This window comes from Psychrobacillus sp. FSL K6-1267 (genome assembly GCF_038003265.1).
Lineage (GTDB): Bacteria > Bacillota > Bacilli > Bacillales_A > Planococcaceae > Psychrobacillus > Psychrobacillus faecigallinarum.
In genome coordinates this window covers 442424-465881 of record NZ_JBBOOR010000001.1, presented here as the reverse complement: position 1 = coordinate 465881, position 23458 = coordinate 442424, and the positions used below count along the sequence as shown (strand labels likewise).

Genomic DNA, 23458 nt, shown 5'->3' with positions numbered 1-23458 from the left:
ATTGTTAAACAATGGGCTGTTTTTTTGTCTTACGAAGCCGCACCAAGGTTACAAGTAATATGTACAGTGTGGGGGCTAAAGTAGTTAGTATTACAAGTCCTCTCCATCCTAATTGTTCCCATATCGGTCCAAGTAAAGTACTCCCGGCTCCTACTCCTATATAGTAGGACACGAGGTATAGACTAGAGGCACTTCCTTTATGATGATTTGCCTCCCTGCTAACTGAAGAGGCCGCTAAAGAATGGGCTGTAAAAAAGCCTAAACACGCCACACATAAACCAAACACAATTATCCAAACGGAGCTACTCATTGTAAATAGTACACCTCCACTTAATACAAAAACTCCTGTTATTAGTACCTTTCTTTGACCAATTTTGCTCGCAAGCCAGCTTGCGAGGGGAGAACCAATTACTCCAAGGCCATAAGCGAAGAACAAATTAGAAACAGCATCAATGGAAAGTAAAAAAGGTTCTTCAGTAAGATGGAATGGGATATATGTCCAAATCCCAGTAAAAGATAATTGAAGTACAATTCCTAAGCCGAACATCAAAAGTAAGGATGGATTTTTTAAATGATAAGTAAAACCTTCAAAGTCTTCCCTAAAGCTAGCTTCTTGAGGCTGAAAGTTCCTAGATTTAGGTAAAGCAAACAAGACTAAAATAAACACAAACACACCACTGGCCGCTAAAATATAGAAAGCTATTTCCCAAGAGAAATGCTCAGTTGCATAGCCTGTAACTACTCTACCTATCATTCCTCCTAAAGCATTGCAGGAAATATATAAGGCAGTGGCTACGCTTATAAATTTCTTATTTATTTCCTCACTTATATAGGCAAGAGCAGTAGAAGGTACACCTGCCAATAAAAAACCTTGAACAAATCGTAAAAAGATAATCCAACCAAAGCTCTCTGTTAGAGGCATGAGAATAAAAGGTAGGAGTGATCCAACAAGGGATATTTTCACAAAGATAGTTCTTCCTATTCGATCTGAGAAAAAACCTAAAACAACTAACCCTATAATTAGACCACATGTAGTTAAAGACATCGCCATACTTGAGTATGAGACCTTAACATTAAACTCCTCCGTAAACATTGGAAGTATTGGCTGTACCGAATACATAGCACCAAAGATAAACATGGATGCAAACCCCAGGCTCATTACTATTCTCCAAAATTGAAAATCTCTAATAGAATATCCTTTAAAATTTCTTGAGTCACTCAATATTATCCCATTCTTTCAGGAAGCCACATGCCACTCACTACAAGAGATTTACTCCTATAGGTGGTGTGATCATACCTAGCTCCGTATTTAATTGTCATAATTATAGCAAAACTCATAAGATTTATCCTAAAGAATATAAGTTTTGGTAAATAAAATAGGGAAAGTATTGGGTTTTTAGAAATAGCTCTAGTAGTTTAAATAACGAGTTTAGTACGGTAACTTATATATTTTCCCTTGAGTCCTTTGTGTTTTAAGTCCGTTTGTTGCACAATAAACATATGAATCTTGAAGAGGTGAAATCATGAAACCAGTAATACTTGCTGAAAAACCAAGTCAAGCTAAAGCCTATGCAGATGCTTTTTCAGTTAAGCGTCATGAAGGCTATATTGAAATCTTACCCTCACCTATCTTTCCTGAAGGAGCTTTTATCACTTGGGGAATCGGACATTTAGTAGAATTGAAGGAACCTAAGGCATACGATCCCAAATGGAATAGATGGTCACTTGCAAGCCTGCCCATATTGCCTGAGCGCTATGAATTTCAAGTGGCTAAAGGAAAATCCAAGCAATTTACAATCGTTAAAAAATTGATTAAATCTACCGACACGGTTATTAACGCCTGTGACGTTGATCGCGAAGGATCTAATATCTTCTATAGTATTTATAACCAAACAGGTGCAAGAGGAAAAAATATTAAACGTTTATGGATTAACTCTTTAGAAATAGATGAAGTGCGAAAAGGATTCGCCAATCTACAGAACAACCAAAAGGATTTACTAATGTATGAGGAGGCAAGAGCTCGACAAATCAGTGATTGGCTTGTCGGTATGAATGCATCTCGCCTATATTCTCTCTTATTGAAAGAACAAGGGATTCAAGATGTATTTCCAATCGGCCGAGTTCAATCGCCTACACTATATTTAATCTATCAGCGTCATATGGAAATTGAAAACTTTGTATCAGAGCCGTTTTATGAGATAGAAGCCGTTTTTACAGCTGAGCATGGAAGCTATAAGGGAAAGACAAAAGCAAAGGAGCCAAAAAGAGAAATTATTCAAGCTCTTTTAGCAAAGCACGGCATTCAACCTAATTCGCCAGGCATAGTTACTTCTGTAGTGACGCAAGATAAGCGAATTCCGCCTCAACAGCTTCATTCGTTATCGACTTTGCAGGCTACAGCTAATAGATTATGGAAAATTAGCCCTGCTAATGTATTAAAAACAATGCAAGGACTCTATGAAAAAAAACTAGTGACGTATCCTAGAACTGATTCTCGCCATATCACGCCCAATGAGTTTGCTTATATAGTTGGGCAAGTAGAAGATTATCAAAGACTCATCAATCAACCGTTTCCTATAGCCTCCCGTTCTCCGAAAAAACGCTATGTAGATAGCTCTAAGGTACAGGAGCATTATGCGATTATTCCAACCAAAAAGATTCCTTCTCCATCGGTTCTTGCCAAGCTTTCACCGATGGAGCGAAATCTTTATGAAGAGATTGTTCGAACAACTCTAGGTATGTTTCATACTGACTATCTTTATACGGAAACTAAGGTAACAACTGATGTAAATGGACTGCTTTTCTTTACAACTGGAAAAACTGAGGTCGACAAAGGCTGGAAAGCTCTTTTTGTTCGTTCTTCTAATGAAAAAGAAAAAGAAGAACCCACTCTCCCTCCTTTAACTGAGAACGAGCAGGTTTCAAGCAAAATTGAAATTAAAGAAGGAAAGACCACGCCTCCCAAACCATACACGGAAGGTCAGTTAATAGCGATGATGAAAACCTGTGGTAAACTTATAGAGGACAAGGGTGAAATCGAAATTCTAAAGGAAGTAGAAGGATTAGGTACCGAGGCTACTCGTAGCGGAATTATAGAAACCCTAAAAAAACATAGCTATATACAGGTAACTAAAAATATTGTTTCAATAACAGATAAAGGTCGCGTCCTATGTCAAGCGATCGAAGGCAATCTACTCTCTAGTCCTTCTATGACTGCAAAATGGGAAAACTATCTTCGTAAAATAGGGAATGGAGAAGGCTCTCAGGACCGTTTTCTTGGAAGCATTGCAAAGTTTATTTATAGCCTAATTAATGAAACACCAAGTCAGTTAAAAAATAAAAATATTACTATAAAGCTTCCTCCTAGGGAGCCAAGCTCAAAGTATGCGAGGTTTAAACTGGAACCTATCGCTCCATGTCCTAGATGTGGACAAGGTTCTATTGTAGCCCGTAAGAATTTTTATGGGTGTACTAATTATAAAAATGGATGCACACAGACATTCAATGGCTTCTTCTTAAAGAAAAAGATAACCCCAAGTCAGATAAAGCTTCTTTGCACAAAGGGTATGACAAATATTATTAAAGGTTTTGAAGCAGAAAATGGGCAAAAATTTGATGCAAAGCTTGCTCTAGAAGAAGGCAAAGTAAAGTTAGAATTTAAGTGATTTTCTTTTAAAGTGGAATGGTAGGATATACTTAAAAATCCCAAAAACACTACCATCAGTAATTCCTAAATCTAGCATTTATTGCTAATACTTTCTCGTGTAAAAAAACAGAGGTTGCCAATTTGTAATTGAATTGGCAGCCTTTTAATTTAATAATCTTCTAATCGAAAGGATATGCATAGACTGTTTCACCCTGACGGCCTTTAGTTGTAACAGCCTGAGATAAAGAGTTTATAATGGCTTCCTCCGTCGCTTCTGATGCTGCTTGAAAGAGGTCATTCATAACAGCATGGTCATCTCTCAGCATATACCTTGTTTCAACACTGATTTCAGAGACATGAGGAATTTTATGAGCGGTAGAAAAAGCAATGACAATGTCACCACTTCCGTTGCTAAAATGACTGCCTGTTCTTCCTAAACCAATACCACAACGCTTTGCAACTCGCTTAAGCTGATTGCTGCCAAGCGGTGCATCAGTTGCTAACACGATTATTATTGAACCATCTGCAGGCGTTGGATAGGCTGGTACAGAATTCTCTTCTGTTGCCTTGTAACGCTCCGCTTGAAATTCTTCTTTCTGACCGAAATTACTTAAGACCATGCATCCAATCGTATAGGCAGTATCACTGGATGTATCATAAACTACCCTAGATGATGATCCTATTCCGCCCTTATATCCAAAACAAATCATTCCCTTACCAGCCCCGACAGCGCCTTCTTCAGCAGCTTCCATCTTAGCATTTTGGATTGCCTCTACTGCATGCTTTGGTTCCACTGGAAGCTCACGAATAGAGTTTAATCTTCCGTCGTTACATTCTCCAACGACAATATTAATAGTTCCGGTAGATACTCCAATATCAGGATTTGCTTTTAACATATACATTAATGCACCTTGAGTAACGGCTGGTACACCAAAAGTATTAGTTAGCATAATAGGTGCTTCGATTACACCTAACTCATCTACTTGTACCAAGCCGGTTGTTTTGCCAAATCCATTTAATATGTAGCTAGCAGCGACTACCTTATGATGAAACAAATTATCGTCATGAGGCAGTATAGCTGTAACACCGGTACATGCATACTTTTCCTCTCCAAATTCGTGCTCGAGCGTTGTATGGCCCACTTTGACTCCAGCCACATCTGTAATGCAATTCTTCTGCCCCACAGGAAGATTTCCTATTGTGACACCACGTTGTCGTATTTTCATCGGCTTCATACCATCTATCCCCTTATATTAGCTAGTTCCTTCCATCTATTTTGATGTGCAGATTCAACAAAATCAGATTTCTCTCCATATATTTCAATAATATCCTTAATTTCTTCTGCCCAATATTGTTCGTTCCGATTATTGGCAAGACTAGGGTAACCAGAGCCTCTTTGTAAATAATCCGAGCTTGCGACTAAATACCATTTTTCATCTTCAAGTGGAATCTCATTTAAATAGATAGTTTTAATATGTTTTCCATCGTGCTCGATTTCTAGTCCAGAGACATGTAATCCCCCTACAAATCTTCCTCTAAATCCCGGTCCACGTCCTTCAGCCAAACAAATCTGAGCATCTAAGGATGATTCAAGGGCTTCCTTTAAATTCTTCCCTTGAATCTCAAAAAGAGTAGGGTTCAACGGAGACGGACATACTTCAATTAGTTTTTTTCTAGACATCTCACGGAAAATACCAGCGTTACAAATACCGCTGTTGATAAGGCCAATATCCGCCTTAAGCAAATCCTTCAGGCCATCAGCTATTAAATTACTAATAGGATTTTCCTCCACTACATCATGCCATAGAGGAAGGGCTAAAGAATATAGTGGCTGACTTAATGTGTTAATTGCTTTATCTTTATTTACCTTTAAGATTGAAACAATTTGTGGATCCTCTTGTATTTCCTTAGTTGATATTGTCTGAGAGTTAATAAGCTGAACCTTTCCATCCGACACTTCTATTTCGACTATTCCTAAATATTCCCCATAGTTTCCGGCACTGTTCATAATTGTTTCATTAATAAGCTTTGCCTCGTTGAATAGTTTATGATCATGAGCCGAAATGATAATATCAATTTCCTCTATTTCATTTGCTAATGGTTCGTCAGCAAAAGTGCCAACATGACTAAGCAAGATACATACATCATATTTACCTTTGTTTCTATGAATTTCTTCCTTAATGGCAACAGTATAATCAGTCATGTGAAGGCCTAGCCCCTCATTAAACACGCCCATATCTGGAGAAGAACCTGTAATTAGAAGACGTAATCCATTTTTCTCTAGAAGAGTACTCTTACAAACACCTTTAATAGCTGTTTTGTCTTTTTTCATTAAATTATTACTAATAAAAGGAATCGTACTTTTGCTAGCCATATGCTCTAATGTATCTACCCCATTGAACATTTCGTTGTTACCAATTGTAATCGCATCGTAGCCTGCAGCTTCTAGCAATTCAATTGCAGCAATCCCTTTTGTTCCCTGCAATTCAATACTTTTAAAGTCTGCAAAATCTCCCCCGTCTAACACAATGGTATCAGCGTCACGATGCTCTCGAATTAAAGAAACTATTTTTTTATAATTGTCGAAGTGACTATGTAAATCATTCGTATGTAATATTTTTAATCTTGTCATGAACTTCAGCCCCCTAATTATTTTCTAATCATACCATATTCTAACAATTCTATTAACTTAATAATTTTAAAAAATATAAGCGTATTCCCCTAAAAACAGGGAATAATATTACTAATATTATTAAGGAGGTAACCAAATGGAATTATTAAAAATAAACGGAGAGTTAGACAAGAAAAAACTAGCAATTAGTATTCTAGTACCCATCATCGGAGGTTCGGTTACTGGCTGGTTAGCAAATAGAAATGCACAAAAGAAGTATAAAAAATTAAAGCAGCCTTCCTTTGCTCCCCCCGCTCCTGTCTTCCCTATTGTGTGGACTTCTTTATACGCAATTATGGGATTAGCTAAATATCGTGCCGACCAAAAAGTTGAGCAGGAGGATTCCGATTCTCCCACCATTCCCTTCTATGACTTACAGTTAGGTTTAAATTTCCTATGGTCTTTCTTATTTTTCCGTTGGGGTCTCAGAGGAACAGCTCTTATAGAAATGACCATTCTGTTAGGTGCAATCGCTATGACAGCATACGAATTTCAGAAGAAAGATACTACTGCAGGTGCTCTGATGATTCCATACATCGGTTGGGTGACGTTTGCTTTAGGCTTAAATTACTCTGTGTGGAAACTAAATAAATAAAACCAAAACACCAGATGTCTAAAATAATCTGGTGTTTTTATGTCCTGTTGATTTGATATACTTAATAGAATAAAAAGACAAACATAGGAGTGAGACAATGGAAAATTTTAAGTTAACCATGAAGGAAGCCGTCCTATTGGAAGTTTTACGAAGCAATGGTGTATCAAACAAGGAACTAATAGATAATTTAGAAAGCCATTCATGGGAGGATCTCTACTCTAATGAATATCAAACACTATTAAACGTGTATGTACAAAACAAACCTCAATTTAAAGAGTTATTAGAAAATGGGTACTCCGTAAAATTTATTACCATTAACGGATTGAAAAACTTACTAAAGATGAAATTTGAAAAAATAGAAGACCAAGATTATAAGATTAATAATCATACTATAGAATTATTAGAACTCACCCCCCAGCAGCTAAGTACCTTAAGACAACTTCTTTCTATCAACTGGGTTGTAGAGGAATATGAGCGTGAAGCATTAGACCCTGCCTCGTCTATAGTAAAAATCTATCCTATTGTAGTATTCCAATAATTAATTACAAAAAACAGTTAGGACCTGTATTTTTCCAGGCCCTACTTTTATTTGTTATTTGTAGCTTGATGAAGCTTTAACTCCAAATCAGCCCACATAAACTCTTTTGTTTTTTCATCCCATTTCATTGCTATAGCCATGTAGTCTATTACCTCTAGTTTCCATTTTTGAGCAATAGTAATATTAAACAATATACTCCCTGTCCTTCTTAATAAATAGTCTACTGCAGTTATTGCCATCTCATGGTCAATTGCATAATGGAGAGTTAATTTCATAATCATCGGTAAGTTTGTTTCCTCTAATACATTATCCGCTAGCTTAAGAATTTTATCCGTATTAGTACCATACATTGCAGCCAGCGAGGTTGCTTCTTCGTTGGTTAAACCTAAAGTCATTAAGTCTTTTGTTTTCCTTGATATGTAGCTCGCATAGTCTGTCGGGCTTTTAAATTCACCTCCAGATAATTTCAAGGTTTTAGTAATTGAATTTCCAACCGAAATGCCGCTTTTTTGTAAATCCTTACACAATAAATCAGTAATCGTTTCAGCCATCTTTCGGTAACCAGTTAATTTTCCTCCTGCAATTGTTATAAGACCTGTTTCAGATGTCCAAATCTCGTCTTTTCTCGATATTTCAGAAGGCCCCTTCCCTTCCTCTCGAATCAATGGTCTAACCCCAGCCCAGCTAGATTCAATATCATTGATTGTAAGTTTCGTTTGAGGAAACATAAAATCTATACATTGAATTAAATAGTTTTGATCGTCCTTATCTATGCTTGGATTGACTAAATCTTCTTCAAAGACAGTATCTGTAGTTCCCACATAAGCTTTGCCTTCTCTAGGAATGGCAAATACCATTCTTCCATCTGGTGTATCGAAGTAGACAGCCTGCCTTAAAGGAAATCTTTTCTGATCTATTACTATATGAATACCCTTTGTATGCAGCAAACTTTTTCCTGCTATTTTTTTGTCTAAACCAATTATACTTTCTACCCATGGCCCCGAAGCATTAACTATTTTCTTCGCAAAAACATCGAATTGACATTCAGATATAAGATCATTCACTGTAATCCCACAAATCTTCCCATTTTCCGAATAAATTAGCTTTTCGGCTTTCACATAATTAAGGAGATCAGCTCCCTTTTCGTAAGCTTTTTTGGCAACCTCTATTGTGAGTCTTGCATCATCTGTTCTATATTCGACATAGTACCCTCCGCCAACCAAATCCTCCTGCTTTAACAAAGGCTCTTTTTCAATGGTCTCATTTCGAGTAAGCATTTTTCTTCTTTCATGTCTTTTCACTCCTGCTAAAAAGTCATATACCATGAGACCAACAGAAGTTGAGTATTTTCCAAAGGTCCCCTTTTTATAAATAGGTAAGAGCATCCACTCTGGATGAGTTACATGAGGCGCATTAAGATAAACAATCTCCCTTTCTTTTCCGACATCTGCGACCATTTTAACCTCTAGCTGTTTTAAGTAGCGAAGACCACCATGGACAAGTTTGGTTGATCTGCTAGAAGTTCCAGCAGCAAAATCCTGCATTTCTACTACTAACACTTTTAAACCTCTCGTAGCACAGTCTAAAGCAATTCCCGTACCAGTAATACCTCCACCAATGACTATCACATCATAGTGGTTCCCTTCTAGTGTCGACAGTCGTTTCTCTCTTTCGATATATGAAAAATTTTTCATTATTTTCTCCTTTGCATTAAAAAAGACCATTACAATAAACTTGCACCTAGGCAAGCCTTGTAATGGTCTTCTCTACATTCTCTAACCAAAATTATTTTCTTCTGAATATTTTAAATATGTTACAATGGTTTAAAAACTAATAGATAGAAAAGGTGAGCAACGATGATTTTAGTAGACATGGTAGAGTCACAGATAATAGCTTCCGTTACTAATGAACAAGATTTAAAACAAGCAATTAATAGTAAGGCAAATATTGTCTTTCTGCTAACAGGAAACCTGCTGACAGCAGGCGGTTACATTAGTCAACTAAAACAAGCGAATAAATATGTCTTTGTCCACCTTGACTTCATAGATGGTATTTCTAGTTCAAAAACAGCTTTAACCTTTGTAGCAGACCAATGGAAACCTACAGGTATCATTACCACAAAGAGCCATGTGGTTAAGTTGGCTAAAGAAGCCGGACTAATGACCATCCAACGAATATTTTTGCTTGATAGAAGTGCGATAACTAAAGGAATTGAAATGGTAAACTCCTGCAGACCAGATGCTGTAGAGGTAATGCCTGGTATTATGCCTAAAGTAATTGACCAGCTCTCTATGAGCCTTGTTTTTCCTATAATAGCTGGAGGTCTTATTGATAACATTTCTGAGGTCCATCAGGCCCTAGAAAATGGTGCCTTAGCTGTCTCTGCTGGAATCCCAGAAATGTGGAATTTTAATCTATAAAGTAAGGATATCCCGTACACTTTCTAAAATGTATTTAGGTTTATGGACAGGATTTTCTAACATATTCAGAGTTGTAATCCCTGTCATCACTAAAACTGAATGCATTCCTGCATCATTACCCATTTTTATATCTGTTTCTAATCTGTCTCCTATCATATAGCAATTAGAAGCTTCCATTTGTAATACATCATTCAATACATAATTAGCCATCAGAGAGGAGGGCTTTCCAGTAATGAGCTTGATAGGTTCACCCGTAGTTCCTTCTAGAGCACCTATCATTGCCCCACAGTCTGGTATGTCCCCCTCTCTAACAGGACAGGTTCGATCGGGATTGGTAGCTATAATTTCTGCACCATTTTTCCAAGCTTGATAGGCTTGGTTTAGCTTATCATAAGTAAAATCTCTATCCCAGCCTAATACAACATGGGAAGCTCTAGCTGAACACTCCGCTAGTTTTATATTTTCTCCTCTAAGCTCCTCGAATAAGGGGGCTTCTCCAATCACATATACGGAGTCCTCTGGCTTCATAACCTTTTTTAAATAATGAGCAGTAATATAGTTTGAATTAATAACTTCCTCTAATTTTACTTCTATATCTAACTTCTTTAACTTTTCTACATAATCTTTTCTACTCGCTATAGATTTGTTTGTGAGAAAGATTACCTTATCTCCTCTTGCCTTCAAGCTTTTAATAGCTTCCGGAACTCCTGCGATTATCTCATTATCAATGTAGATTGTACCGTCTAGATCAAATATATATCCATTCAAAGTCTTCACTCCAATAAACTATAACTGTTGTTTTCTTGACAAGAAATTAGCTACCCCTTGTAAAAGGAGCACGAGTACTATAAGAACGATGGACATCGCAGCAGCAGAGTAATACTCTGCACGTAGTATATTTTGGAATATAGCTAAGCTCATGGGCGCCCATTCAGGTGGTGCAAGTAATATGGATACGCTCGCCTCTTTAATGACGGTTATAAATACCAATACTGATCCAGCCGCTATCCCAGGTAGCATAAGCGGCCCAACAATGGTTATAGCAGCAGTTAAAGGAGTCGCTCCAAGATTGATAGCCGCCTCTTCAATGTCTTGCTTAATCGCTCTCATCGCTCCCATAGTAGACCTGACCATATATGGCAGTCTTCGAATTGTATATGCAATAATTAATAAAACAGCTGTACCAGTTAATTGCAAAGGAGCTGTGTTAAATGTTTGAATCAATGCTATACCGAATGCAATTCCAGGGACAACTAAAGGTATAGAAGCCATGAAATCTAACTTAGATGAATTTTGTCTTACTACAAAATAAGAAACAAAAGTTGCTATGATAACACTTAATACAAGTGCTCCTGTCGCTAGCATAATACTGTTTTGAATATTCCCCATAGAGGTGGAAAAAATTGTTTTATAGTGATTTAGTGTATAACCGTTAGGCAACAAATCTTTCCCCCAAGTTGTAGCCACAGATTGTAGTGCTACTGATAACATTGCTAAAAGTGGGATTAATACTACTAAAAAAGAGTAACCTGATAAAACTCTTGTTAATAATTTGTTTTCTATTAATTTCTGTTTTTTGGGTTTACCAGAAACAGAACCGTAGTTTCTACTTTTAGTAAATAAGTGTTGAAGCCAGAAAAAGAATGCAGCAACAATTACCATAACTACCGTTAGAATCGCAGCACCACCCCAGTTAAAGAAACCAGCTATTTCACGATAAGCCTCTACTACTAAAAGGTTTAACTCTTTCGGAGCTAGCACAATAGGGGTACCAAAATCGGAAAAACTCACCGTAAAAATTAATAATGCACTTGAGATAATGCCTGGAAGTGCCAATGGAAAAGTCACAAAAGTAAATGTGAACCAACTCTTTGCACCTAAATTTTGTGAAGCCTCTTCTAAACTAATATCACTTATTTTAAATGCCGCAACTAATGGCCATAACGCGTAAGGGAAGAAGAAAAACACTTGCACCATTACTACACCTGCCATGGAGTAGGGGTTGAGAAGCATCCCCTCTCCGCCTAATAGGTTGTAAATTTCCGTTACCCAGCCCGCTCTCCCGAACATTATGATAAAAGCGTAGGCTGATATAAAAGTTGGAACAATTAGCGGAATTGTACACAAGGCGGAAATTGTTTTTTTAAAAGGCATTTTAGTACGTGCTATTCCATAGGCCATAGGAATGCAAAGGGTAATGACAATAACTGTTACTAAAAAACCCAAATATAGACTGTTTTTTAAGGCATCTAAATAGCCTGAGTTTGTAAATATATTTTTATAATTGTCTAATGACGAGCCTTTCAACTTTTCAATAGTTGAACTAAAAATTGAGGGATCCGTTATGGAACCCAAAATATTTATTGGCTGTCCTGTGAAGCTCACAAGAAATACTGAAAATAGTGGTAGTATCATGAAAAGGCCAAAAAATACGTATATAAATATTTTTACTACTGATAATCCACTGAAGTTTTTTAATGATTTCTTCATATCAATAGCACCCTTTCAAACTCTACTGTTAGCTTCACTTTTTTTCCTTCTTCAAATATATTAGCTCCTGTGGAGTAAGTTGTATCAACGATCAATTGATATTCCCCAACCTGAATATCATAGCGAACAATCGAACCTAGATATGTAGACATAAGGACTGTACCTTCTATAACATTCGTTGTAGAAGAATCTACTATACTATCGACAGGCTCAACCATCACGTGCTCTGGACGTATAATGATATCCACGTCTTTCTTAGCAGTGCTATTAGAGGATTTCAATTTAAAACCATCCCCACTAACAATTAGCAAGCCATTTTCATCCCCTACAACTTCACCCTTCAATATATTGGAAGTACCAACGAAGTCTGCTATAAAAGGTGTTGATGGATTACTATATAGATCTGTCGGTGTACCAATTTGTACGATTTCCCCTTTGTCCATAACCGCAATACGGTCTGCCATACTCATCGCTTCTTCTTGGTCATGCGTAACAAAAATAGTTGTAATACCTAAATCCTGTTGAATAGATCTGATAGTATTCCTCATAGAGTGGCGAAGCTTTTGATCGAGATTAGAAAGTGGCTCATCCATTAATAGAACGGCCGGCTCCATCACTAATGCCCTAGCTAGAGCAACCCTCTGCTGCTGACCTCCAGAAAGCTCGCTAGTTAAACGATTTGCATATTTGTCTAGCTCGACGTATTGAAGAATCTTCATAACCTTTTCTTGAATTGTTTTTGGCGTTTTTCCTAATCTTTTATTTAGTAAACGCGCATAAATACCTAGCTGTTTAACTGGATTACTAGAGTTTAACTCTTTAATATTTAGACTGTAGGCGACATTGTCAAATACGTTCATATGAGGAAATAATGCATAGCTTTGAAAAACCATGCCACAATTACGCTTGTTTGCGGGAATGTTCTCTACTTCGTTATCTCCTATGTAAATTTTTCCTGAAGTAGGACTTTCAAAACCAGCAATACATCTCATTGTTGTCGTTTTTCCACATCCCGAAGGACCAAGAAGAGCGAAAAACTCGCCCTCCTTGATATCAAGGTTAATATCATGAAGCGCAGTAACGTCCCCAAACTTTTTTGTGATGTTACTTATTTTTACTGATCCCATTTATATTCACCCTTATTTATTGAAATTTATCTTTCCACTCGTTTCTTACTCGGTCATAGTTTTCGTTAACCCAATCTATATCGAGATCAACTGCTACCTCTTTTACCTTCTCCAAAGTCAAAGGTGTTTTAGATTCTACGTTAGGATTAATCGGTATATGATACCAATCCGCCATGATTTGTTGAGCATCCTCAGATAGAAGGAAATCTATAAATTCTTTACCACCTTTAGCATTTGGGCCACCCTCAATTAGTGATGCAGGATTTACAAGAACTGGTGTCTGATCAGGTACGATAAAGTCTACGCTTTCTCCCTTACTTTTTTGTTCATACGCCATAAAGTCAAAGCCAATTCCAATGTGTGCTTCACCCATTGCTACCCCTTTCGTTGGAGCTGAACCAGAGTCTGGCATAGAGTTAGACTGCTTCACTAATTGTTCAAAGTACTTCCAAGCCTCATCTTCACCTTTTCTCATCATTTGATCCATAACCATTAAAGTCGCTGTTCCAGAGGCTGCAGGATTTGGAAACTGGATTTTCCCTTCCCATTTAGGGTCTAACAGATCTTCCCACGTTTTTGGAGCCTCTTCCTCAGTCACTAGCTCCGTATTATAAGAGAATCCCAATACGAAAATTTCAATTCCAACATACTTACCGTCTTCATGTTTCATCTTGATGCCGTCTTCAACTACGTCCCAATCTGCTGCAAAATCTGGAATATACTCTGCTAAAATTCCACGCTCGACTGCTGCTTCAAAAGGTAGTATTCCTCCTCCGCCATACCATACATCAGCTTTTGGATTATCTTTTTCTGCTAACATTTGATTAACAAGTACATTTGTTCCAGCGTATTGTACATCTACTTTTCCACCGTGCACTTCTTCATATTTAGCTGCCAACTCTTTAGTAAAATCAGGTGTTTCAGGAGAATAAAGAGTTATTCGTTCTCCTCCACTTCCCCCTTCACTAGTGTCATCGCCTGCACAGCCAGCTAAAATACTTCCCGCAAGCAATACGCTTGCTACTAGACCTGTCATTTTCTTCACTGTATATCCCCCTTTGTTTTAGTTAACGGCAAAAAAATAAAGATGAACACCAAATGTAAGCCTTTACAAAAAGGCTTACATTTAGGCTTTCATCTCATAGTCTCTGCCTAGTTATTTAACTTAATTTAAAGTATACAACAAATTCTGACAATTACAACACTTAAAATACAAAATATTTAAACTATATTGCAATACTTTTTATTCAGTTAAGTATTTCTTTGCAGAATCTTTTTTACCATTTTAAAGTAATTCTATTTTCCTCAATATATTTACAGCTCCCCTACTTCTATCCTGTTTTTAGCCAGAAAACTAAAAATTTGTAGAAATTAAATAATTTATTAATATTCCTCTGCTATACTCCTTTTGAACATAATACATTACAAGGAGTGAAATGAATGGTAAGAAAAGATTTTTGGACAGGTCCTTTTAATAAAATAACACTATCTTTACTGCTAGTTATTTCTATGGTTTTCCCGTTTATCTTCGTGACCGAAACCCAGGCTGCTGAACCCATTACTGTGGCAGAGGCGATTAGCAACAATACTGGGATTGCAACAGTACAAGGCTATATAGTAGGAACTGCCTCCTCAGGGACTTCCTATGATCAGGAAGCTCCCTTTACAGTTGCAACAAATATAGGTTTAGCTGACTCTCCTGAGGAAACCAATCCTGCTAACATTCTACCAGTGCAATTACCTACCGGAGCAGTCCGTGCTGGTTTAAATTTAGTAGACAACTCAAGCTTGTTTCAAGGAAAGGTTACTGTGACAGGAACCTTGTCTGCCTATTTCTCTGTTCCTGGAATGAGAAGTGCCAGTGCTTATACAATCATTTCTGAAGGAGAAACCCCTCCTACTGAGGTTGAGGTATTAGAAAATATTTCTGCAGCACGAGCTATAACAGATCAAAATAAAGTTGTCCGTGTGACTGGGACAGTTACAACTGGTCAAGGATTATGGGGCGGAAAAGCTTTCTATATTCAAGACGAAACAGGTGGGCTTTATGCATACACTTCCTCAGCAGATGTACAACCTGGAGATCTTGTTGAGTTGGAAGGAAAGGTAAGTCCTTATAGTGGAGAGCTTCAAATTCAACCAACAACTATTAGTAAGCTTTCTTCAGATAATCCACTACCCTCTGTTCAAGAAATCACGCCAGCGGGAGTGAATGAAAATACTCAGGGTGAAAGAGTTTTACTAAACAATGTAACTATTTCTAATCTAGTAGCTACTAATGATTATGGAACGTTTGAGTTTACAGCAACACACGAAAATGGCGAATCAGTCATTATTCGAAATGATAATCGCAATGGTCTAGACTATGAGACATTTACTAAACAATACAACAATGGTGATTTAATAAATGTGTCCGGTATTGGATCTATTTTTAATACCACTTTCCAAGTTAAAACACTTGGCTTAGAAAGCTTTGAACAAGTGAACAAGCCTGCTGTATATCCAAACATTTTCCCTGGAACTGTTTCAGAAGGGACAAAAATTACATTAACAACCCACTGGGAAGCAGCTAGTATCTATTACACATTAGATGGCTCTCCCCCAACTGCTTCAAGTAAAAAATATGTTGAGCCTATCACATTAACAAAAGACACAACAATTAAAGCTGTTGCAATAGGCGATATTACATCAGAAGTCTTTATATTTACGTACAATGTCTTAAAGACAGAGAACCTTTCTATCCGTGATATTCAAGGACAAGGACACTTCTCTGATTATGAAGGTACGATAGTACAAAATATTACAGGCGTAGTCACTCATCTGTACAATTCAGCAAACTTTGTTATTCAAGACATAAATCCAGATGATAATAATCATACATCTGAAGCTATTATCGTAAATAAAGCAAATAATGGATTAAAGGTTGGAGATTTAGTAACAGTTGCGGGTACAGTAGAGGAATGGTATTACGATGGCTATTCCGATATGAAAACAAACGACCTACCCATCACAAGAATTAGAGCTTCAGAAACGAGTAAAATAGGAACTGCAGAATTGCCTGCACCACTAGTAATTGGTGAAGATATTAATCCACCTACTGAAATCATTGATAATGATGGCCTGACTTCCTTCGATGCATTAGAGGATGGAATTGATTTTTGGGAATCTGTTGAATTAATGCGATTAGCCGTACCAAATGCTAAAGTTGTAGGGCCGCAGGATTATGGCGAAATTGTGGTGGTGGCAGGAAACTCGGCTAATACTACATTTAATGTTTTAGGTGGAATTAATATTTCCGTTAATGATTATAATCCAGAACGAATTACAGTTCTTATTGATAATGATAAATACGATGCTAAATCAGGTGATTACTTTACGGAAGACATCATTGGAGTCTTGGGGTTTGGTTTCGGAAACTTTAAGTTATGGGCAGAAGAGGAATCACTCCCTCCAATTACACGCATTGAAAAACCAGTGACGGTGACAGATATTGTTCCTACCGAAGAAAAACTAACGGTTGCTTCTTATAACGTAGAGAATTTCTCTGCTAATGCAGAAAACACTCCTGATGAAAAAGTAATAAAAATAGCTCGATCATTTGTTGAAAATATGAAAGCACCGGATATCATTACTTTAGTTGAAGTTCAAGACAATGATGGTCCTACAGCCTCTGGTAACTCAGATGCATCTGCGAGCTATGAACGATTGATCGCAGCTATTATAGCAGAAGGCGGACCAGCGTATGAATGGACTGATATAGCACCTGAATACAACCGCGATGGTGGACAACCTGGAGGTAACATACGAGTTGGCTACCTATACAATCCGGATAGAGTGACACTTTCTGAAGGCACAAAGGGTGGTTCAACTGACCCAGTTGCTTGGAGTGAAGAAGGAAATCTAACCTTAAACCCTGGACGTATCCTTGACTTACCTCAGGAAGACACTCGTAAACCACTAGCTGCCCAATTTGATTTCCAAGGGGAAAAAGTAGTTGTAATTGGTGCTCACTTAAATTCTAAGGGAGGAGACCAGCCTTTATTTGGCAAAAACCAACCTCCTGTATTGGGTTCAGAGGCTGAGCGAATTGAGCTTGCAACAATGATAAACAACTTCATCAAGGCTGGACAAGCTAAAGATCCAGAGTTAAATGTAATTGTTGCGGGAGATATGAATGACTTTGAATTCACTCCTGCTCTTGCCGCTTTAAAAGGTGGAATTTTAACAAATATGGTAGAGAAAGTTCCAGTAGGCGAACGGTTCTCTTATTATTATCAAGGTAACAACCAAGTATTAGATCATATTTTAGTAACGAATAATTTATCAGAAAAAACAGTGGTAGATATGATCCACATCAATGCAAACTATATGGATATCCATGGACGTGCTTCTGACCATGATCCAGTTCTAATCCAAATAGACTTGGAGAAGCAAGAGCAAGAACCAGGGGTTCCTAAAATCTTAAACCTAAAAGTTGATAAAAAGAATATTAAATTAGACTCTGGTAAAACAGCAACTATTAAAGTATCTGCTATGGTGAAAAATAAAGGGAAGAAAAACTCGACTATTGATGTAACCGCAGATGCAACCTATACAGGCTATGATAAAAATATAATCTCTGTTGACCAAAAAGGGGTTATCACTGCTAAAGCAGCTGGAAGCACTACAATTAAAGCTACTTATAGCAATAAATCAGTTTCTATTAAGGTTACAGTAAAAGCTAAAAATGGCAAAACTAAATAGTTACTCTTGACCATGAAACCTGACCAATATATGTTGGTCAGGTTTCTTACTAATGATTAGAATCAAAATAGAACTACCATCTGCCTCTTTACTTTTTAATTTTCATATATTCTACTACCTTTAAGTCGATGTATCCTCTCTCTTGTAATCGCTCATCAAAATTTTCAATAAGATGATATGATTGCACAGCGTCTAACAAGTCATCACGTTCTATTAGATCTCGGTCCAAGTGTCCATTTTCAAACAGTAAATTTTGTATTTCTTCTTCTAATTCTCCTTCTATTGCTACAATATCCTCTATCGCCGAATGCTCAAAGTATAGGCGATGAAGCTTCAACAATCTTAATAGTTCCTTTACCGGATCACTATGGTCATCTACTCGTAAGTCTATGAATCTATCTGTATATCCCCCGTAGCTTCCTTTTTCTTTTACAATATAAAGAGCTGCAGATTGTTTGCCCCTACTGTCGCCACCCGCTAATTCCCCTGCACACAGGGCCGCCAATAACCGGTCGGCTAGACTACCATCTGTTTCTATAAAAGTTTTTTCCATTTCATTTACAGTCTCTGAATCTACTAGAATATTTCCCTGAATCGCATAGTTAGTACCCGCTACACCACCGGCCCATTCAAAGCATTCTTCTCCTGTGAATGTGATACTTCGACCATTCGCATTCACAATACCAACTTGTCGCACAGAAGACTTATCATCGTCCTTAATAAGTTCTTTTAACACTTCTTCTGGCTCGAGCCCTTGTTTTAAAAGGCTTAATCCTCTTTTACCGTATTCCAGGTTAGCCCAAGACTGAGTCGCAATTGCTCCCACCCCTGCTTTAGCAAAAGGAACTACTGCACCGACACTTAAAAATTTGGAAGCCACCGCTATACCTAACTCTTTCGTTTCTGGGTCAAAACCAATTATCGAAAACGTCATACACATCCCCCACTCCTACATAATTGTATATATTCTAATCTTTCTATAAGAAAATGAAAAGAAATCCTATCCTCTCCAAAGGGCTGATAGGATTTCTGCGATTATTCATTATCAACAAACTTTCCATAACTAGGTTTCGCAATTCGTTGAAATTCGCTAACTAGTAAATGAAGATTACTTTTAAGCAATTCTCCACTCATTGGAAGGCCATGTCCTGTAATAGCAGTATTAGGGTTTAATGATTTTAATACCTTCACTGAGTACTCCGCATCCTCCCAATTCGTTGTAAAATAACGAGGTGGCCCACTTATTTCTTGCTCTTGAGTCAACACTTTGTATAAATACTCCTGTTTAACTGTAACAAAAGCATCACCCGCTATAAGAAGCCCATCTTCCTTACGAAATAGAGAAATATGTCCTGGCGAATGTCCTGGTGTATGATACCATTTAAAACTAGGTAAAAAAGGAACAGAGCCATCCTCTGGCAATGCTATTACATGACTCCCCAAATCTATTGCTTCGTTAGGAAACATAGATGACATTTTTGCCACCATCCCACCTTCAACCGTTGGATCCGGTTCTGGATAGTCCTCTTTCCCAGTTAAAAATGGTAATTCCAATTGATGTGCATAGACAGGTATATTCCATTTTTCTATCAATTCTTTTATCGCTCCTACATGATCGAAGTGACCATGAGTTAAAATGATAGCCTTAGGGTTTTTATGCTCCCCAAATCTCTCCTCCACTACCCCGATTATCTTCTCAGCCGAATGAGGCATTCCAGCATCTACTAATACAAAATCATCCGAACCTGGCTTGCCTACCAAACAAATATTTACTATTTGAACGGTGTAACAATAGACATCTGGCAAAATTTCTAGTCCTACCCCACTGCCAACCGATGTAGTTGGAATGTATTTATAAGCGTCCCCATAAGATATCGAATTGTCCATTATGTTCAAGCTCCTCTCCATATTTTCTTAGTTTCTCTTCCCTCCTAAAATTTATACTTTATTATCGTTTACACTGATTTAGAGCATTCTAAACATTCTCTTCTTCTTTTGTTATAAAATACCTATTATAATTTATTATGTTGGCATAAAGAATCTGCAGACGAATGCCAAAAAGAGCGATAGATAATCAACTAATTATCCATCGCTCCTTTTATTTTAATGTCTAACCAATTTTAAAAAATCTTGCTCTCCAACGATTTCTAAAGGAATTCCTTTTTGGATTAGCGCCTCTGCTTTTAGCATTTTTGAGCTCTTCACTCCTTCTACGTATTTAGTCAGAGCTTGATCACCTACTATTAAAAAGTTAGTATCTACATCAACAGCACCTTTGCAAATAGCACCACGGTCAACTGCATATTGGGCTGCGCTCGACCTTGTCATAGAGTCCATTTTTCCTGTGAAGACAATATGGGCTCCGTAAAATGGATGTCGGGGATTCGGTTCATTTATTTGAGTCTCTATATAGGTTAGGGGCTTGTCCTCTATACTTATCTTTGCACGAGAATTTGGTTTTTTAAGTGTCACGGAATCTCCAATTTTAATCTTATGCAAATGAGACAGCTCATTAATAGAACTGGTTCTTGTTTTTTTCATAGCTTCTAATACAATTAAAGCTGCAGCTCTGGCATCCTCTAAAGCATCATGATGCTTTAAACTTATACTTAAGTAGTTTGCCACTGTGGATAATTTATGATTATACAAATCAGGCCATACTTTCTTTGCAATTCTATAGGAACAAGAATATTGGTATTCTGGTTGAGTTTCATAGCATCTGCCCACGGATTCCTTTAATACTCCTATATCAAAGCTTGCATTATGGGCTATGATCATTTGTTTGTCTATATAAGGCTTAAGCTGCGGCCAAAACTCTTCAAATGTTGGAGCATCTTGCACCATATTTTCTGTTATTCCATGTACTCTTGTATTAAAATAGTGAAACTCACTAAGTGGATTGATAAGCGTTTGTACTTCTTCATGTATTTTGCCATTCTTTACAACCACAACCCCTACTGAGCAAACACTAGATCGTAGACTATTTGCAGTTTCAAAATCTATTGCAACAAAATCCATTTATACCACCTCAAATATCTTGAATACTTCTATTATCTCATACTAATAATAATTAAGAGAAGCGCAAACACTTAGGTTACCATGACAAGATTTTGGAGTAAATTTAAATCATTTTATTTCACCATACATCACAATACATGAGATTGAAGCGACAGGCGGCGACTCCTGCGGGATCAGTGAGAAAGATAAGACATTACATACGACGGGCTAGCAACGGTGATGGCTTATCGCTCACCCCACGGAAAGCGACCGCCGAAAGCGGAAATCAGTTATTTATTGTTCAAGCTTTTCCTATAAATTTATTAATAGGATAGCTCTAATAACGATACAATTTATTCTTGTGATAATTTCTCCGCGCTACTTTCTCATTACTACACCATATATGTTTGAAGCTACAGGCGGCGACTCCTGTGGGATCAGTGAGAAAGATAAGACATTACATACGACGCGCTAGCGACGGTGATGGCTTATCGCTCACCCCACGGAAAGCGACCGCCGAAAGCGGAAATCTGCCATCTATAATTCATACATTATGATCAAATTATATTTCTGAAATTATGTAAGTAATCCTTACTAAACTCAAAAACCCCTCTAACAATAGAGGGGCACTTTGAAAATACTTATTAATATAATCGATTTATAGGAGAAGTTTCATCCAATTTCTGCTGACGTTCCAGCTCTTCTTCGCGCTGTTGTTTATTGATTCTTCTTTCTTCCTCATCCATTTCAACCTCATCATCACTAAATGCCGCTGGCCCCAAGTTCGGATCGGCACCTGGAGAATGTGCCCCATATGTTTTTTCTTCCATTGTTACACTTTCATCAATGGTAGGACGCTTATTTTGGACCAATTCGTCTTCTTGCATAGTATGCCCAAAATGATTTTCATCTCTTGCTAGTAGAGGATCAGTCGCAAAAGTTTCTCCCCTCGCAAACTTATCCTGTTGTTCATCCAACCGTCCATCAGTTTTGTTAACTACTTCATTAGTCGAAGGAGTAAATCCACTTTCCTTTGCATAGTCGGATATAGGTGCCTCTCCCTCCGTGAAACGGTTTTGCACAACATCAGTTCCAATAGTATCAGTATACTCTGTTGTTGCTGCAACTTCAGAGTCAGCAGCGTTATTTAAATAACCTTCGTCAAGAGTGTCGGAGTCAGTATATAATACTATACTTCCTGAAGACACTTCTCTTGCATATTGTTCTGCTTCTTCCTCGTTTAAATCTAACTTTTTTAAGCCTTCTACGATAGCAGATTCTCCTGTAAACCAAGATTTAAACTTATCCATGAAAGTTCCAGCTTCATGTGTCGACACTTCTGAATGGCGACTTAATGCATTCAAATCACTGCTTTCTGAAGATATAACGTGAATATCACTTTCTTCAAAACCTTGTTTTTGTAACGCCTCTAGTTTTTCATACATCTCTTCTTCTGTTCGAGCAATTTCAATTCTTCTATTAGAATTTAAATTCATTTGTAAAGCCTCCCTTTTAATTTATGTGGTGGTTTGTGTTATTAGATGAATACCCCCTCTTTCACATCACTAACCTATTTATCATCCTTTTAATCGATTTGTAATAATTGACATAAACTCTTCTTAATAATATTTAAATCAACTAGGTTTTCAAAAATAAGAAAAGGTATCGCTAGGACTTTCCTAACGATACCTTTTGGCTGTAATTTTTTTGTTTTATTTCACAAACCGTCTTTTATTTCTTTAGATCCTTATACTCTATTTCTTGACCATCTTCATATTGTACCTCTAGGTCAAACTCTGTATATTCACTTATTCCAAAAGCTGTTAAAACTTTTTCCATTACTTCTTCCTTCTCCATGTCCTTCGTTAAGGCAAGATCAGTAAAAATAGGCTTAAGAAACTCATATGCTTCATCTCCATGTAGTTTCTTAGAATCTAAAGAGTTTACATATTCTGCTTCTACTCCAGTGGCATCTACTTCAAAAGAAGCTTCAACAGCATCACGTTGTTCTGCAGTATCGATATCGAGGTCAAAAGAGGTAAACCCAAATTCACTTTCAACCGCATCAGCAGTTGGGGGATCGCTTACCTCTTCTTTATCCCCACATGCTCCTAAGATTAGAACTGTTGAAAGAAAAGCGCTTCCTAATATTTTTCTTTTTAACATAACCATTATAATCACTCCTCAGCTAATTTCTAATTCATATTATTAGCATTCTCCGGAAAGCGTAT

18 protein-coding genes are annotated in these 23458 nt (G+C 37.3%); 5 read left to right on the top strand and 13 right to left on the bottom strand.

Annotated elements, in window-relative coordinates:
• Positions 1 to 4: 4 nt before the first annotated feature.
• The gene (locus MHB55_RS02265) at positions 5 to 1159 is read right to left on the bottom strand and encodes an MFS transporter (RefSeq protein ID WP_340862469.1); all 1155 of its coding nucleotides are present in this window, start codon (positions 1157 to 1159) and stop codon (positions 5 to 7) included.
• A 364-nt stretch (positions 1160 to 1523) separates the two neighbouring features.
• Here MHB55_RS02265 and MHB55_RS02260 point away from each other — a divergent pair, with 364 nt between their 5' ends.
• Complete coding sequence (locus tag MHB55_RS02260; RefSeq protein WP_340862468.1) at positions 1524 to 3665, top strand: type IA DNA topoisomerase; 2142 nt, start codon at positions 1524 to 1526, stop codon at positions 3663 to 3665.
• A gap of 160 nt (positions 3666 to 3825) precedes the next feature.
• Here the strand turns inward: MHB55_RS02260 and MHB55_RS02255 are convergent, their stop codons facing one another.
• Positions 3826 to 4872: a DmpA family aminopeptidase gene (locus MHB55_RS02255; RefSeq protein WP_154312357.1), complete on the bottom strand. Its 1047-nt coding sequence runs from the start codon at positions 4870 to 4872 to the stop codon at positions 3826 to 3828.
• Positions 4873 to 4886: 14 nt separating this feature from the next.
• Positions 4887 to 6278, bottom strand: a complete 1392-nt coding sequence (locus MHB55_RS02250) for a bifunctional metallophosphatase/5'-nucleotidase (RefSeq protein ID WP_154311665.1) — start codon at positions 6276 to 6278, stop codon at positions 4887 to 4889.
• A gap of 136 nt (positions 6279 to 6414) precedes the next feature.
• Between MHB55_RS02250 and MHB55_RS02245 the strand changes: the two genes are divergently transcribed.
• A complete protein-coding gene (locus MHB55_RS02245; protein ID WP_154311667.1) occupies positions 6415 to 6912 on the top strand; it encodes a TspO/MBR family protein in 498 nt (165 codons plus the stop codon).
• Between the two features lie 97 nt (positions 6913 to 7009).
• The gene (locus tag MHB55_RS02240; protein WP_154311669.1) at positions 7010 to 7450 is read left to right on the top strand and encodes a hypothetical protein; all 441 of its coding nucleotides are present in this window, start codon (positions 7010 to 7012) and stop codon (positions 7448 to 7450) included.
• A gap of 47 nt (positions 7451 to 7497) precedes the next feature.
• Here MHB55_RS02240 and MHB55_RS02235 read toward each other — a convergent pair whose 3' ends face one another.
• A complete protein-coding gene (locus MHB55_RS02235) occupies positions 7498 to 9144 on the bottom strand; it encodes an FAD-dependent oxidoreductase (protein WP_144538558.1) in 1647 nt (548 codons plus the stop codon).
• A gap of 162 nt (positions 9145 to 9306) precedes the next feature.
• On the opposite strand from MHB55_RS02235, the gene MHB55_RS02230 reads away from it, so the two are divergent.
• Complete coding sequence (locus tag MHB55_RS02230; RefSeq protein WP_340862467.1) at positions 9307 to 9870, top strand: glycerol-3-phosphate responsive antiterminator; 564 nt, start codon at positions 9307 to 9309, stop codon at positions 9868 to 9870.
• Here the strand turns inward: MHB55_RS02230 and MHB55_RS02225 are convergent.
• Genes MHB55_RS02225 through MHB55_RS02210 form a run of 4 tightly spaced genes read right to left on the bottom strand, consistent with a single transcriptional unit; the run spans position 9865 to position 14523 of the window.
• Entirely contained in the window at positions 9865 to 10647 is a 783-nt protein-coding gene (locus tag MHB55_RS02225) for an HAD-IIA family hydrolase (RefSeq protein WP_313955893.1), read from the bottom strand. The two genes, MHB55_RS02230 and MHB55_RS02225, sit on opposite strands and share 6 nt — an antisense overlap.
• 9 nt (positions 10648 to 10656) lie before the next feature.
• Complete coding sequence (locus tag MHB55_RS02220; RefSeq protein ID WP_144538555.1) at positions 10657 to 12360, bottom strand: ABC transporter permease; 1704 nt, start codon at positions 12358 to 12360, stop codon at positions 10657 to 10659.
• The gene (locus MHB55_RS02215; RefSeq protein ID WP_144538554.1) at positions 12357 to 13487 is read right to left on the bottom strand and encodes an ATP-binding cassette domain-containing protein; all 1131 of its coding nucleotides are present in this window, start codon (positions 13485 to 13487) and stop codon (positions 12357 to 12359) included. Before MHB55_RS02215 ends, MHB55_RS02220 begins: the two co-directional genes overlap by 4 nt.
• A 16-nt stretch (positions 13488 to 13503) precedes the next feature.
• A complete protein-coding gene (locus tag MHB55_RS02210) occupies positions 13504 to 14523 on the bottom strand; it encodes an ABC transporter substrate-binding protein (RefSeq protein WP_144538592.1) in 1020 nt (339 codons plus the stop codon).
• A 404-nt stretch (positions 14524 to 14927) separates the two neighbouring features.
• On the opposite strand from MHB55_RS02210, the gene MHB55_RS02205 reads away from it, so the two are divergent.
• Positions 14928 to 18230, top strand: a complete 3303-nt coding sequence (locus MHB55_RS02205) for a DUF6359 domain-containing protein (RefSeq protein ID WP_340862466.1) — start codon at positions 14928 to 14930, stop codon at positions 18228 to 18230.
• 88 nt (positions 18231 to 18318) lie between these two features.
• Here MHB55_RS02205 and MHB55_RS02200 read toward each other — a convergent pair whose 3' ends face one another.
• The 5 genes from MHB55_RS02200 to MHB55_RS02180 all read right to left on the bottom strand — a co-directional run bounded on the left by MHB55_RS02200 (position 18319) and on the right by MHB55_RS02180 (position 23399).
• Entirely contained in the window at positions 18319 to 19164 is an 846-nt protein-coding gene (locus tag MHB55_RS02200) for a DUF1028 domain-containing protein (RefSeq protein WP_151111491.1), read from the bottom strand.
• Between the two features lie 101 nt (positions 19165 to 19265).
• A complete protein-coding gene (locus MHB55_RS02195) occupies positions 19266 to 20117 on the bottom strand; it encodes an MBL fold metallo-hydrolase (protein ID WP_340862465.1) in 852 nt (283 codons plus the stop codon).
• 216 nt (positions 20118 to 20333) lie between these two features.
• Positions 20334 to 21248, bottom strand: coding sequence for an exonuclease domain-containing protein (locus tag MHB55_RS02190; RefSeq protein ID WP_340862464.1), 915 nt, complete (start codon positions 21246 to 21248; stop codon positions 20334 to 20336).
• A gap of 623 nt (positions 21249 to 21871) precedes the next feature.
• Complete coding sequence (locus MHB55_RS02185; protein WP_151111497.1) at positions 21872 to 22723, bottom strand: general stress protein; 852 nt, start codon at positions 22721 to 22723, stop codon at positions 21872 to 21874.
• Between the two features lie 235 nt (positions 22724 to 22958).
• The gene (locus MHB55_RS02180; protein WP_340862463.1) at positions 22959 to 23399 is read right to left on the bottom strand and encodes a YusW family protein; all 441 of its coding nucleotides are present in this window, start codon (positions 23397 to 23399) and stop codon (positions 22959 to 22961) included.
• Positions 23400 to 23458: the final 59 nt, after the last annotated feature.